The 13,097-nt window shown below is 44.5% G+C and carries 13 protein-coding genes and 1 tRNA gene; 5 read left to right on the forward strand and 9 right to left on the reverse strand.

All coding sequences use genetic code 11. The annotated features are described in order from the left end of the window. The 9 genes from ileS to D891_RS0107000 all read right to left on the reverse strand — a co-directional run bounded on the left by ileS (position 1) and on the right by D891_RS0107000 (position 9,802). The gene (gene ileS, locus D891_RS0106960; RefSeq protein ID WP_025270403.1) at positions 1-2,793 is read right to left on the reverse strand and encodes an isoleucine--tRNA ligase; all 2,793 of its coding nucleotides are present in this window, start codon (positions 2,791-2,793) and stop codon (positions 1-3) included. Continuing rightward, entirely contained in the window at positions 2,793-5,156 is a 2,364-nt protein-coding gene (gene pheT / locus D891_RS0106965; protein WP_025270404.1) for a phenylalanine--tRNA ligase subunit beta, read from the reverse strand. Before pheT ends, ileS begins: the two co-directional genes overlap by 1 nt. Beyond that, on the reverse strand, positions 5,153-6,178 hold the full coding sequence (pheS, locus tag D891_RS0106970) for a phenylalanine--tRNA ligase subunit alpha (RefSeq protein WP_025270405.1): 1,026 nt from the start codon (positions 6,176-6,178) through the stop codon (positions 5,153-5,155). The genes pheT and pheS overlap by 4 nt, the downstream gene beginning before the upstream one ends. An 84-nt stretch (positions 6,179-6,262) precedes the next feature. Next, a complete protein-coding gene (rplT, locus tag D891_RS0106975) occupies positions 6,263-6,610 on the reverse strand; it encodes a 50S ribosomal protein L20 (RefSeq protein WP_025270406.1) in 348 nt (115 codons plus the stop codon). Between the two features lie 13 nt (positions 6,611-6,623). Beyond that, positions 6,624-6,821, reverse strand: coding sequence for a 50S ribosomal protein L35 (gene rpmI / locus D891_RS0106980; protein ID WP_025270407.1), 198 nt, complete (start codon positions 6,819-6,821; stop codon positions 6,624-6,626). A gap of 9 nt (positions 6,822-6,830) precedes the next feature. Further along, positions 6,831-7,376, reverse strand: a complete 546-nt coding sequence (infC, locus tag D891_RS0106985) for a translation initiation factor IF-3 (RefSeq protein WP_332248434.1) — start codon at positions 7,374-7,376, stop codon at positions 6,831-6,833. After that, complete coding sequence (thrS, locus tag D891_RS0106990; RefSeq protein WP_025270409.1) at positions 7,363-9,225, reverse strand: threonine--tRNA ligase; 1,863 nt, start codon at positions 9,223-9,225, stop codon at positions 7,363-7,365. Before thrS ends, infC begins: the two co-directional genes overlap by 14 nt. Before the next feature lie 24 nt (positions 9,226-9,249). Further along, positions 9,250-9,324: transfer RNA gene (locus tag D891_RS0106995), tRNA-Val, on the reverse strand. Between the two features lie 43 nt (positions 9,325-9,367). Next, positions 9,368-9,802, reverse strand: a complete 435-nt coding sequence (locus D891_RS0107000) for a DUF3783 domain-containing protein (protein ID WP_025270410.1) — start codon at positions 9,800-9,802, stop codon at positions 9,368-9,370. 71 nt (positions 9,803-9,873) lie between these two features. On the opposite strand from D891_RS0107000, the gene D891_RS0107005 reads away from it, so the two are divergent. From D891_RS0107005 to proB, 5 genes are all read left to right on the forward strand, one after another. Continuing rightward, positions 9,874-10,395: a YqhA family protein gene (locus tag D891_RS0107005; protein WP_025270411.1), complete on the forward strand. Its 522-nt coding sequence runs from the start codon at positions 9,874-9,876 to the stop codon at positions 10,393-10,395. A gap of 76 nt (positions 10,396-10,471) precedes the next feature. Continuing rightward, the gene (gene rplU / locus D891_RS0107010; RefSeq protein ID WP_025270412.1) at positions 10,472-10,771 is read left to right on the forward strand and encodes a 50S ribosomal protein L21; all 300 of its coding nucleotides are present in this window, start codon (positions 10,472-10,474) and stop codon (positions 10,769-10,771) included. A gap of 11 nt (positions 10,772-10,782) precedes the next feature. Beyond that, entirely contained in the window at positions 10,783-11,031 is a 249-nt protein-coding gene (gene rpmA / locus D891_RS0107015) for a 50S ribosomal protein L27 (protein ID WP_025270413.1), read from the forward strand. Beyond that, positions 11,032-12,000: a GTPase ObgE gene (gene obgE / locus D891_RS0107020; protein WP_025270414.1), complete on the forward strand. Its 969-nt coding sequence runs from the start codon at positions 11,032-11,034 to the stop codon at positions 11,998-12,000. It begins immediately after the preceding gene. Continuing rightward, complete coding sequence (gene proB, locus D891_RS0107025; RefSeq protein ID WP_025270415.1) at positions 11,970-13,097, forward strand: glutamate 5-kinase; 1,128 nt, start codon at positions 11,970-11,972, stop codon at positions 13,095-13,097. Before obgE ends, proB begins: the two co-directional genes overlap by 31 nt.

A 13,097-nucleotide genomic window follows, 5' to 3' on the forward strand; every position in this document is an offset into this window, starting at 1 on the left:
TCAACCTTCCCTGACCACCCTATAACATCTTGCACATATCTTTTCATTCGTCGGGTTATCACCCACTGTTGGGCTATACTTCCAGCACCTATCACACTTCTCACCCTCAGCTTTCAATACATATACATCGATGCCAGCCTCATCATCATAATACTTCTTTAGATATTCGTCAAGGCTGCCAAAGTCAAACTGAGAGACTATACAAATATCGGACAAATCATCCTTGGAGAACCCCTCTATAACGCCCCTCATCCTGTCGGACTTTATATCAACGACGACCTTTGCCTCTAAGGAGTTGCCTATCAGCTTTTCGCTCCTTGCAAGCTCTAAGGCCTTATCCGTTGCCGCTTTCAGCCTCCTTAGATTGTTCCACTTCTCAATAAGGGCATCGTTTTTGTATGTTTCGTTTGGCTTTACAAATTCCTCCATATGAACAGACGGCTTTGAACCGTTCATATAGGAGTATGCCTCCTCTGCGGTAAAGGAGAGTATCGGCGCCATGTAGAAAACAATGACCCTCAATATCTCGTTCATGGCCGTCTGAGCAGACAGCCTCTTCTTGGAATCCTTAGCCTCACAATAAAGTCTATCCTTCAGTATATCTAAATAGAAGTTGGAAAGAACCAGTATGCAGTAATTGGTCATATTCCTGTAAATCACATGGTATTCGTAATCCTCATAGGCCTTAAGCAGCCTCTCCTTTAGATTTTCCGTCTCTGCCAACACCCATTTATCTATCTCTTCAAGCTCATCGTATTTGAGCTTTTTTGATTCATCGAAGCCGTTTAGGTTTCCAAGCAGGAATCTGATGGTGTTTCTGATTTTTCTATAGTTATCAACCAGCCTTCTCATTATCTCATCCGAGAGTCTGACATCCTCCCTATAATCGGTTGCGGAGGCCCAAAGCCTTAAAAGCTCAGCCCCGTATTTCTTTATGATCTTTTCAGGCTGTATGACATTACCCAGGGATTTACTCATCTTCCTGCCCTTAGAGTCAACGACAAAGCCGTGCGTTAAAACCTCATCATAGGGAGCCCTATCCCTTGTTCCAACGCTCTCAAGCAGAGACGAATGAAACCAACCCCTATGCTGATCGCTCCCTTCAAGATACATGCTTGCAGGCCAGCTTAGCTCCTCTCTTCTTTCCAAAACGGCAGCATGGGAAACACCTGAGTCAAACCAAACATCTAATATATCGTTTTCCTTTTCAAATTCGCTGCTTCCGCATGCGCATGTATAACCCTCGGGCAAGAAATAGTCTGCATCCTTCTCGAACCATATATCTGCACCGTATTTCTCTATCTCATCGGCAACCCTATCTATCAAAGCCTTATCGTATTGAACCCTTCCACATTTTTTACATTTAAATAGCGCTATAGGCACGCCCCAGGCCCTCTGGCGTGATATACACCAATCCGGGCGTGTTTCCATCATCGAGTATATCCTGTTCCTGCCCCATGATGGAATCCATTTGGTTTTATCTATAGCCTCCAAAGCCTTCTTCCTCAGCTCACCCTTGGGGTTGTCTATTGAGATAAACCACTGCTCCGTCGAGCGGAAGATTATGGGGTTTTTACACCTCCAGCAGTGGGGATAGGAGTGGGTTATCTTCTCCTGTTTAACCAGCATCTCCTTCTGTTTAAGAAGCTCTATAATCTTAGGGTTTGCCTCAAGCACATGCATACCTGCAAAGTATTCAACCTCAGGCAAAAACCTGCCATCATCATCGACGGGTGAATATATGGGCAGGTGATACTTCTTGCCCACGACATAGTCCTCATCACCATGCCCCGGCGCTGTATGAACAAGACCCGTTCCAGCCTCTAAGTTTACATGGTCGCCAAGTATAATCCTCGATTCCCTATCATAGAACGGATGGGCCAATATGTAATCCTCAAGTTCTGTTCCCTTGACGGTCTTTATTAGCTCATATTCGGATATCTCAAACTTCTCCATCAACCCTTCCACTAAATCAGCAGCAACCAAATACACATGCCTTGGGGCTATCTGAACAAAGGCATAGTCAAAATCCGGGTTAACCGCAACGGCCAGGTTGGCAGGCAATGTCCACGGCGTTGTTGTCCAGATAATAGCGCTTACAGCCTTACCTAAAAACCTCTTATCCTCGCTCCCCAAATCGCTTATAAAGTCAAACCTGACATAGATGGACTCACTCTCATCATCCTGATACTCCACCTCTGCCAAAGCCAGAGCGGTTTTGCAGGAATAGCACCAATAAACCGGCTTTTTCTCCTTATAAACCAGCCCCTTTTCAACGAATTTACCCAATTCCCTTAATGTGTCTGCCTCGTATTTAAAGTCCATTGTCAGATAGGGATTATCCCAATCGCCAAACACACCGAGGCGCTTAAACTCCTCCCTCTGGATGTCTATGTATTTTTTGGCATAATCTCTGCACATCTTCCTGAACTCGGACTTGGGCATGGCGTTCTTTTTATTCTTGCCTATCTCCTTCTCTATGTTGTGTTCAATGGGCAAACCGTGGCAATCCCAGCCCGGCACATAGGGGGAGTAATACCCCATCATTGTTTTTGACTTAACAACTATATCCTTAAGCACCTTATTCAAAACATGCCCCATGTGTATATGTCCGTTTGCATAAGGGGGTCCATCATGGAGAATAAAAGACGGCCTGGACTTTCTATCCTCCAAGATCTTGTGATAGATGTCCATCTCGTCCCATTTCTTAAGCATAATAGGCTCTTTCTGAATAAGATTGGCCTTCATAGGAAAATCCGTCTTAGGCAACAGCAGCGTATCTTTATAGTCCATCATTCCCCCCTGAGCTTTGCATTGAATTTATCTTTCAACCTAAGATAAACATCGCCCATTATTTTCTCTATCTCTTCCTCGGTAAATGTCTTCTCATCGTTTCTTAAAACGACCCTGAAGGTTAAGCTCACCCTATTCTCATCCTCAAGCTTATCGTATATATCAAACAGGGCCACCCTATAAACACCATCGATTCCTTTAATCTCTCTTTCTATGTCAGACCACCTTATAGTCCTATCAACAACTACAGCCAGATCCCTCCATACGGTGGGCAGCTTAGGCAGGCTCTCATACATAGAATGGCCAACATTCAACTCAGCAAGCCTGCTTAGGTTTATCTCGCCAATCAAAACACGCATCTTTTTGTCAAACTTCAGCTCATAAGCTGCATAGAGGTCGGGGTGCAGCTCACCAACATACCCAAAACTTTCACCGTTAACAACGAGTTCTGCCGCTCTGCCGGGGTGTAAAAAGCCCCTATTTGACCTGTTGTATTCAAAAGAAACGCCAGCTATACCTGCAACAGCCTCGCAAACAGCCTTGGCATCATAAAAATCAAAAGCCCTGCCCCTTTGGTGTATGTTGAATTGGCTCAAACCCCACAGAAGGAAGCCAACATTTATATACTCCTTGCAAAAGTCACCGTCTTTAAAGAAACTCCTGCCTATCTCAAATACAGGAACACCCTTTGCGCCTTTGCTTATATTAAACACCAAAACATCAAGCAGCGAAACGGCCAGGGTTGTTCTCATAACATTCTGGGTATCGATTAGAGGGTTTTTAAGATAAACAAAGCTCTCCTCATTGCTGTCAAATAGCTTAAGCTTCTCATCATGCACAAAGGAATAGTTCTTCGTCTCAAAAAGCCCCATATCGGCTAAGGTCTTTACAGCCTCGTCTGCATAAAAATCCACCCTATCCTGCGGCTTGAAGTATGTATTGACAACAGGCATCGTATCCGCAATGGAGTCGTATCCCTTGATCCTTGCAACCTCCTCGGCTATGTCAGCCTCGCCCTCTATATCAAACCTATAGGTGGGCACCTCAACCTCAACAACACCCTCACCTGTCTGCTCAACACCGAAGTTTAGTCCAACCAGCACATCGACGATCTCGTTCGATCCATAATTGCTACCAAGCAGCCTGTTTATACCATCAAAACTAACCGCTATCCTTTTATTCTCAAAATCCCGCTCTTTTTTATCTATAAATCCAGCATATACCCTTGCATTCGCATACCTTGAAAGCAGACTCAAAGCATACCTGCTTGCATTTAGAGCCAGATTTGGGTCAACACCCCTTTCAAACCTGTGGGATGACTCCGTATGGAGCTTTAGCCTCCTTGCTGTAAGCCTGACGCTTACCGGATTAAAGAAGGCACTCTCTAAGGCTATGGTTTTTGTATCATCCGAAACGCTTGAGAACTCACCACCCATAACACCCGCTATGGCTATAGGGCCTTTCTGGTCGGCTATCACAAGCATATCGTTTTTTAGCTCATACTCCTTGCCGTCTAAGGCAACTATACGCTCACCCTCAACGGCTGGCCTGATTACTATATTGCCGTTTAACCTATCAAGATCAAAGGCGTGCATGGGCTGGCCAAGCCCCAAAAGCACATAGTTTGTAATATCCACTATGTTGTTTATGGATCTAACACCGCACTTTAGAAGCCTCATCCTCATGAAAAACGGTGCAGGCTTTACCTCAACAGAAGCCATAGCAAGCGTATATCTGGGGCAGTTTTTATAATCCTTTACCTCAACATCTACAAATTCGTCTATTCTTTTATCAATCGTATCAAAACCGGCCTCGGGCAGGTGAACCCTCTTGTTAAACAAGGCCGCAACATCTCTTGCAACACCAAGCATACTCAAGGCATCGGCCCTGTTCGGTGTAAGCTCTATCTCAATAACACTATCATCAAATTCATCTATATCAGACAGCCTCTTGCCGTTTTCAAAGCCACTATCCAGCCTAAAAAGCTCACTGGATGACTCCTCAAGCCCCAGCTCCTCGGCGGATAAAAACATACCCTCAGAGATAAAATCGCCAAACGGCCTTCTCTCTATCCTCTTACCGCCAACCTCTGAGCCTGCTAAAACCACACCGAACTTCTCACCAACCCTGACGCTTTTATCGGCAGTGGCTATGTTTATGGTTTTTGCTCTAATATCCACCTTGCACAATGCAAGATTACCTGAATAGTCAACCCCGACAACCTCACCCACAACACTGCCGAATGTATCTATTCTCTCTATGCTATCAACCTCAAGGCCGGCCATTGTTAGCCTGTCTGCAAGCTCATTGGCATCTACATCTATATCCACAAACTCCTTTAACCACCTATAGGAAACCCTCATAACAGCCTACCCTTCGAATATGAGAATTGCTCTAAAAACCTTAAGTCGTTTTCAAAGAACAGCTTTATGTTATCTATGCCATACTTAAGCATGGCAAAGCGCTCAATACCCAACCCGAAGGCAAAACCAACATACTCATTGGGGTCGTATCCACAGTTTTTAAGCACATTGGGATGAACCATACCGCATCCCAAAACCTCAAGGTATCCGGTATGGGAGCAGACTCTGCACCCCTTGCCTTTGCAGATAATACAACCTATATCAACCTCGGCCGATGGTTCCGTAAAAGGGAAATAACTCGGCCTAAACCTTACAGGGACATCACCAAAGAACATCCTCAAGAACTCGCTCAAAACGCCCTTTAGATCCGAAAATCGGACATTTTTATCAACAAGCAATCCCTCAATCTGATGAAACATCGGTGAGTGGGTTAAATCCGAATCACGCCTGTAAACCCTGCCTGGCGAGATGAACATCACAGGCGGTTTTTGCCTTTTCATCACCCTGATTTGGGTGGGCGATGTATGGGTTCTCAAAACAACATTGTCGTTTATGTAAAATGTATCCTGCATATCCCTTGCCGGATGCTCCTTGGGTATATTGAGCATCTCAAAGTTAAATAGATCAAGTTCCACCTCAGGCCCGCTCTCAACACCAAACCCCAAGCTTCTAAATATATCCTCAATCTCCATTATGGTCTTTGTTATGGGATGAATAGCCCCGAAGTTTGCCCCCCTTGCAGGGAGCGTTATATCTATGGCCTCCTTCTTTAAGGACTCCTGTTTGGCCTTTTCAAGTAACTCCTTCGATTTTTCCTCCAAAAGCCTCTCGCAAAATCCCTTAAGCTCATTGATCTTTTTACCAAACTCCTTCTTCTCATCCCCTGCTAAATCCTTAAGCCGTTTAAACAGAGCCGTTATCTTACCCTTCTTGCCCAGAAACTGGGCCTTCAGTTGCTTTAGCTGCTCCTGGTTTTCTATACCCTTTAATAGCTGTTCAAATTCATTTTTGAGATGTTCCATAGGCACCCCTTAAAATTAAAAAATGCGAAAAAGGCTTATGATAAGCACTTTTTCGCATTATGGTGGTCATAGTAATTCTTTTTCTTAAGAAGCCTTAATATTCTCTACAAGGTTCTTAAAGGCCTCAGGCTCATAGATGGCCATCTGGCTCAGAACCTTCCTGTTTAGGTCTATGCCCTTTTGCTTCAAAAGATGCATAAACCTGCTATAACTCAAGCCATACTCCCTGACAGCAGCATTGATGCGGGCAATCCAGAGCCTCCTAAACTCCCTCTTTCTTACCTTCCTATCCCTATAGGCATAGGCAAGCGCCCTTCTTACGCTCTCCTCAGCATTCTTATAGGTTGAATGCCTCCTCTGGTAATAACCCTTGGCAAGCTTTAAAATCTTTTTATGTCTTCTTCTTCTCTTAAAACCCGTTTTTACTCTCAATTTTTACCTCCCTCTATCCCCAAGGCATCAACTCTTTGAGATTGTGTTTAACCTGACCCGACTTTATGTAATTGGGTCTCTTTAGATTCCTCTTTCTCTTTCTGGTCTTATCAAACAAAAGGTGGCTCTTGCCGGCCCTTGCATGCTTAAAATGACCCTTTGCCGTCTTGGAAAACCTCTTTGCCGCAGCTCTCCTGGTTTTAAGCTTCATCTTCTCCTCCTATTTATTTGGCACAAAGGAAACGCTTACCCTTCTTCCCTGGTAATCCGGCTTACCCTCAAGGCTGCCATACCCCTCAAGGTCGATCTTCAGCCGCTCAATAAGTTCTTCCACCAATTCCTTCTTGTCGATCTCCCTGCCACGCAGAAAGATATTGAACTTAACCTTATTCTTATCCTCTAAAAAGCTTCTGGCCATCTTAAGCTTTGTCTGATAGTCGTTTTCTGCGATCCTTGGCCTCAGCTTGAGTTCTTTAACCTTAATGGTCTTTTGAGCCTTCTTGCTCTTTTGCTGCTTCTTCTGCTTCTCATAGTTGTACTTGCCGTAATCCATTATACGGCAAACAATCGGGTCGCTATTGGGGCTAACAACAACCAAATCCAGCCCCGCATTCTCGGCCCTTCTTAAAGCCTCACTCAAAGGAACAATACCCACCTGCTCGCCCGTCTCGGTTATAAGCCTGACCTTGTCGGCTTTAATGTTCTCGTTGATGGGCGGAAGTTCCTTCCTTCTAAAATCGCCTCTTATAGCATCACCTCCTGCTATCTACTTCTTTTTGTAATCTCAAAACAAAATCATCTATACTCATACAGCCCAGATCGCCTTCTTTTCTTCTCCTGACAGATACGCTTCTGCTTTCGACCTCTTTATCTCCCACAATGAGAATATAGGGTATTTTGTCGGTTTCTGCAAACCTTATCTTCTTGCCTAAGGTCTCGTTCCTCTCCTCAAGCTCAACCCTAACGCCCTTATCCTTAAGCTGCTCAAAAACCTCTTTTGCATAGGATTCATGCTTCTCAGAAACAGGCAAAACCCTCGCCTGAACAGGCGCTATCCACAGCGGGAAATCACCCTCGAAATTCTCTATTAAGATAGCAATAAATCGCTCTATCGAGCCCAATATAACCCTATGGACCATTACAGGCTGTTTCTCTTTGCCGTCCTCATCCACATATGTCAGGTTAAATCGCTCAGGAAGCGTAAAATCACACTGGATCGTGGCGCACTGCCACCTCCTACCCAAAGCATCCTTTAGCTTCACATCTATTTTTGGCCCGTAAAAGGCCCCATCACCCTCGTTTATCTCATACTCCCTGCCTGTGTTTTCTAAGGCATTGATAAGGGCATTGGTTGCCAATTCCCACTGCTGATCCGTCCCTATGGAGTTTTCCGGCCTTGTTGAGATCTCAAGCTCATACTCAAAACCGAACATACCCATAACATCCTGCACAAAATTCAGAACACCAATGATCTCATCGTTCAGCTGGTCTGGTCTGCAGAATATATGGGCATCGTCCTGCGTGAACTCCCTAACCCTCAACAGGCCGTGCAAAACACCGCTCTTTTCATGCCTATGCACCACACCCAACTCAAAATAGCGTTTGGGCAGCTCCCTATAGCTCCTCTTCTTCGATTTATAAACCTGGATATGCCCAAGGCAGTTCATGGGCTTTATACCAAAGCTCTGGCCGTCTATCTCGGTAAAATACATATTCTCCCTGTAATGGTCAAAATGGCCACTTCTCTTCCACAGGTCTGTCCTTAAAATCTCAGGCCCCTTAACAAACTCATACCCCCTCTTCAGGTGCTCCTTCCTTTCAAACTCCTCGATCAGATACCTCAACATGGCACCCTTGGGATGCCATATGATAAGCCCGGGGCCTACCTCGTCGTTTATGCTAAAAAGATCAAGCTGCTTTCCTAATTTCCTGTGATCCCTCTTCTTTACCTCTTCTAAAAACTTCAGGTAATTGTCCAGATCCTCTTTTGTTGCAAAGGCCGCGCCGTATATGCGCTGAAGCATAGGCCTGTTTTCATCGCCCTTGAAATAGGCACCGGCCACATGCAGAAGCTTGAAGTATTTTAAATACCCGGTTGATGGTATATGCGGACCCCTGCATAGATCGGTAAAATCGCCCTGCGTATAGAGGCTAACCACATCCTCATCTATATCGTTTAATATCTCAACCTTATACTCATCGCCCTTATCTTGAAATATCTTTATAGCTTCTTCTTTGGGAAGCTCCTGGCGGGTGAACTTATAGTTTGCACCCACGATTTTCTTCATCTCTTTTTCTATCTTCTTGAGATCCTCGTCCGTTATCGTCCTGCCCACATCCATATCGTAATAAAATCCGTTCTCAATAGCAGGACCTATGGCAAACTTGGCATTACCAAATACATGCTGGACAGCCTGAGCCATAATGTGGGCTGCTGAGTGTCTCAGTATTTCAAGCCCTTCCTCTGAATTTACATCGATAAACTCGACATCCTTATCCTCATCCAGCGTTGTATCCAAATCAACAACTTTTCCGTCTATCTTAACTGCAATAACACTCTTTAGCTTATTCTTTTTAACATAATCCAGTATATTTGTGCCCTTTTGTAATCTCACTTTTTCTTCCCCAAAAATAAAAAATGGTGGGCGCAAGTGGTTTCGAACCACTGACCTCTTGCGCGTCAAGCAAGCGCTCTCCCCCTGAGCTATGCGCCCACATAAAGTTGCGAGAAGTTGTTATCATTTTAGCAATATTTTGTCAAGAGCTTTGATTTTCTTTTAAGGATTGAGCTTTTCTCTTTCTAACCTCTTCCGACTCCCTGATAAGCTCCTTTATCAGGTCGCCAAACCTCCAGTCCTTTGATGTTTCTGTCAGCACGGCCACAAGGTGAATAGGTATATTCAACCCCTTCAATCCCTTTAGAAAATCGAACAGCCCCTTCTCAGAAAATCCGCTCATTATAACGGTTCTTGGATAATCGGTATCCTCATCCTTACACCTTCCATCCCCACCTTTAAATATATCGCCCACAACCCTATCACCATCATCGGGGCAAGAAAAAATCACCCTCAACCTCTCAGAGTAAGCCTTAGAAAAACCCTCAAGCCTATCTCTCTCATCTTTTGAAAAACCGGCATACAGCACGGCAAACTCCCCAAACAGCCTCTTGTCTGACTCCTTAATCCTTTCCATAACAACCCCCCCTTTCAAAAGGTCCATTTACCAATGGACACACAATGCACTTTTATGTTAAATTACCACCGATGGACAAAAGAAGCAAATTGGAAGGCATATTCGAGTGGCTCTTATGGAGAAGCAGGCTAATAGTCATAACCGCTGTGATATTCGGCATGATCGGCGCTTTTATAATGTTTATTACAGCAAGTGTCGATATATGGCACACAGCGAAAGATACGCTCTCCTTCTTTGTCAACCACTATCCAGAGAAAGACGAATTCCACAGTAAACTGATCAGCCAGATTATAGGGGCTGTGGATCTATACCTAATAGCCGTTGTTATGCTAATCTTCTCATTCGGCCTATACGAGCTATTCATAAGCGACATAGACGATGCAGAGGATACCAAGGTGGGAAAGAGGATCCTATCCATCCACTCCTTAGACGAACTGAAGGATAAAATAGGCAAGGTCGTTGTCATGGTGTTAATCGTCAGCTTCTTCAAAAGGATGCTCCATATGCACTTTGACAGCCCCATCTATATGCTCTATTTTGCCCTATGCATACTTGCACTTGCCCTATCCCTTTATCTGATGCATAAACACTAAACAAGTATTTGACAAAAGAGGGTAAATTTTGTATTAGCTTAAGGCTAAATTTGAAGGAAAAGAAGGGGTGTTAGTGATGTTTGCAGTTATAGAGACCGGCGGAAAGCAATACATAGTGAAAGAGGGCGACATCATAAGGGTTGAGAAGCTGCCAGTGGAGGACAAAAGCGAGATATCCTTCGACAAGGTTTTGATGGTTGGAGACAAGGTTGGTAATCCCTATGTGGAGAACGCCAAGGTTGAGGCAAAGGTCATAAGAACGGCCAAGGCCAAGAAGATCATCGTCTTTAAGTTCAAAAGGAGAAAGGGATACAAAAGGAAAAAGGGACACAGGCAGTATTTCACAGAGGTAAAAATCACAAAGATAGTATCATAGGGGGAATATAAATGGCTCACAAGAAAGGTCTTGGAAGCACCAAAAACGGAAGGGATAGTATAGGCAAACGCTTAGGCGTAAAAAGAGCCGACGGCCAGAGGGTAAAGGCCGGGGAGATACTGGTTCGCCAGAGGGGAACCAAATGGCATCCAGGTAAAAACACAGGCAAAGGCAAGGATGATACGCTCTTTGCCTTGGTCGCAGGCACAGTAAAGTTTGAAGAGAAGCTCGGTAAAAAGTTTGTCAGCGTCTATCCGTAAATGTTTATCGACTATGCCAAGATCCACATTAAGGCAGGAGACGGCGGCAGAGGAATCGTAAGCTTTAGGCGGGAAAAGTATGTCCCCAAGGGCGGCCCTGACGGCGGAGACGGCGGCAAGGGGGGCAATGTAATACTCAAGGCCTCAAAGGACGAAAACACTTTGAGGTCTTTTCGTTTCAAAAAAAACTTCAAAGCAGAAAACGGCCAACCCGGCGGTTCAAATAACAAAACAGGCAAAAGCGGCAAAGATTTAGTTATTGTTGTTCCAGTTGGCACCATAGTAAAGGACGAAGAAGGCAATACAATAGCAGACCTCAGCCGGGACGGTCAAACGGTAATTGTTGCAAAGGGGGGCAAGGGGGGCAAGGGCAATGCCGCATTTGCAAGTCCAACAAACAGGGCACCCCGCACGGCCACACCGGGTAAACCGGGTGAGGAGAAAGATATAGTATTGGAATTGAAACTGCTGGCCGATGTGGGTCTTGTTGGATTTCCAAATGCAGGCAAATCATCCCTAATCAGGGCCGTTTCGGATGCAAAACCCGAGATAGCAGACTATCCCTTTACCACGCTTCAGCCCCATTTAGGCTATGTATTCTTCGACGATAGGGATTTTATAATCGCCGATATCCCCGGTATCATAGAGGGTGCACACAAGGGCAAGGGGCTTGGTTTGAGGTTTTTAAAGCACATAGAACGAACGACCATACTGCTGTTTGTTCTGGATATAACCGACGAACCAGAAGAAAAACACAAAAAGCTAATGGATGAGCTTGAAAAATACAACCCAAAGCTCTTGAAAAGAAAAAGGGCTGTTGTTCTAAACAAGATAGATTTAGTTGATAAAATCGATGAAAAATTATACAAAGGGTTATTCTCAGAGGAGGTATTCTTTATAAGTGCCTTAAAAAAGAAAGGCCTAAAGCCCCTGCTGAAATGGATAAGCGAGAGTTTAAAAGAAGATTAGCCCAAACAAAGCGCATAGTAATCAAGATAGGAAGCGGCGTCATATCAAATAACGGCTCCATCGATGAGGATAACCTAAGAACCATCGTTGAGGACATAGCAAGCATAGGCAGCAAAAAACAGATCCTCATAGTATCCAGCGGGGCCGTGGCAAGCGGTATGAACATAATGGGGTTAAAGAAACGCCCCGACAACATAGTAAACCTGCAGGCGCTTGCATCCTTAGGTCAGCCAGAGCTGATAAACACATACAAAAGGCTCTTTGAGGAATTCGGCATAAAGACATCGCAGATTCTAATCACCGTTGACGATATACAGAACAGGCGCAGATTCATAAACGCCAAAAACACGCTCCTTACACTCCTAAAGTGGGGCATACTGCCCATAATAAACGAAAACGATACGGTCGTTATAAAGGAGTTAAGGTTCGGAGATAACGATAACCTATCATACCACATACTAAACCTGATCGAAGCAGATGCGCTTATAATCCTAAGCACCATAGATGGACTATACACCAAAAACCCCACTGACTCTGAGGCCAAACTCATCGAGGCAATAGATGAAACAACAGACTTTGAGGATAGGGGAATAAGCCTTTTGGGCAGCGGAGGCATAAAGACAAAGATAGAGGCGGGCCTCAATGCTGCCAAATTGGGTAAATTAGCCTGTATCGTAAACGGCAAAAAACCCCACGCCATAAAACGCCTATTCGACGATGATGGGTTTAGGTTTTCATACTTCATACCCCAGAAACAGACAATCAACTCAAAAAAATCGTGGATCATAAACTGCATGCCTTCGGGGGTCGTAGTCATAGATAGGGGTGCTGAGAAAAATATACTCAACAACAAGAGCCTCTTACCAAGCGGCATAAAGAAGGTCTATGGCGGTTTTGGCAGGGGCGATGTTATAAACATAGAAAACGAGGAAGGTGAACTCATTGCAAAAGGCATAACCAACTACGACTCAAGCGAGATAGAAAAGATAAAACAACACCATTCAAGTGAAATCGTAAACATACTGGGATACAAATACTCAAACGATGTTGTCCATATAGACAACATGGCGCCCACAAAGGACTATTCGGAGGATTGA

This window comes from Hippea sp. KM1 (genome assembly GCF_000526195.1).
GTDB lineage: Bacteria > Campylobacterota_A > Desulfurellia > Desulfurellales > Hippeaceae > Hippea.

Bases quoted from the DNA above. Each gene is read 5' to 3' on its own strand.
- rpmI (WP_025270407.1), bottom strand. From the start codon at position 6,821: ATGAAGCTTAAAACCAGGAGAGCTGCGGCAAAGAGGTTTTCCAAGACG.
- pheT (WP_025270404.1), bottom strand. From the start codon at position 5,156: ATGAGGGTTTCCTATAGGTGGTTAAAGGAGTTTGTGGATATAGATGTA.
- obgE (WP_025270414.1), top strand. From the start codon at position 11,032: ATGTTTATCGACTATGCCAAGATCCACATTAAGGCAGGAGACGGCGGC.
- pheS (WP_025270405.1), bottom strand. From the start codon at position 6,178: ATGGAACATCTCAAAAATGAATTTGAACAGCTATTAAAGGGTATAGAA.
- ileS (WP_025270403.1), bottom strand. From the start codon at position 2,793: ATGGACTATAAAGATACGCTGCTGTTGCCTAAGACGGATTTTCCTATG.
- rpmA (WP_025270413.1), top strand. From the start codon at position 10,783: ATGGCTCACAAGAAAGGTCTTGGAAGCACCAAAAACGGAAGGGATAGT.
- rplU (WP_025270412.1), top strand. From the start codon at position 10,472: ATGTTTGCAGTTATAGAGACCGGCGGAAAGCAATACATAGTGAAAGAG.
- proB (WP_025270415.1), top strand. From the start codon at position 11,970: ATGGATAAGCGAGAGTTTAAAAGAAGATTAGCCCAAACAAAGCGCATA.
- D891_RS0107005 (WP_025270411.1), top strand. From the start codon at position 9,874: ATGGACAAAAGAAGCAAATTGGAAGGCATATTCGAGTGGCTCTTATGG.
- D891_RS0107000 (WP_025270410.1), bottom strand. From the start codon at position 9,802: ATGGAAAGGATTAAGGAGTCAGACAAGAGGCTGTTTGGGGAGTTTGCC.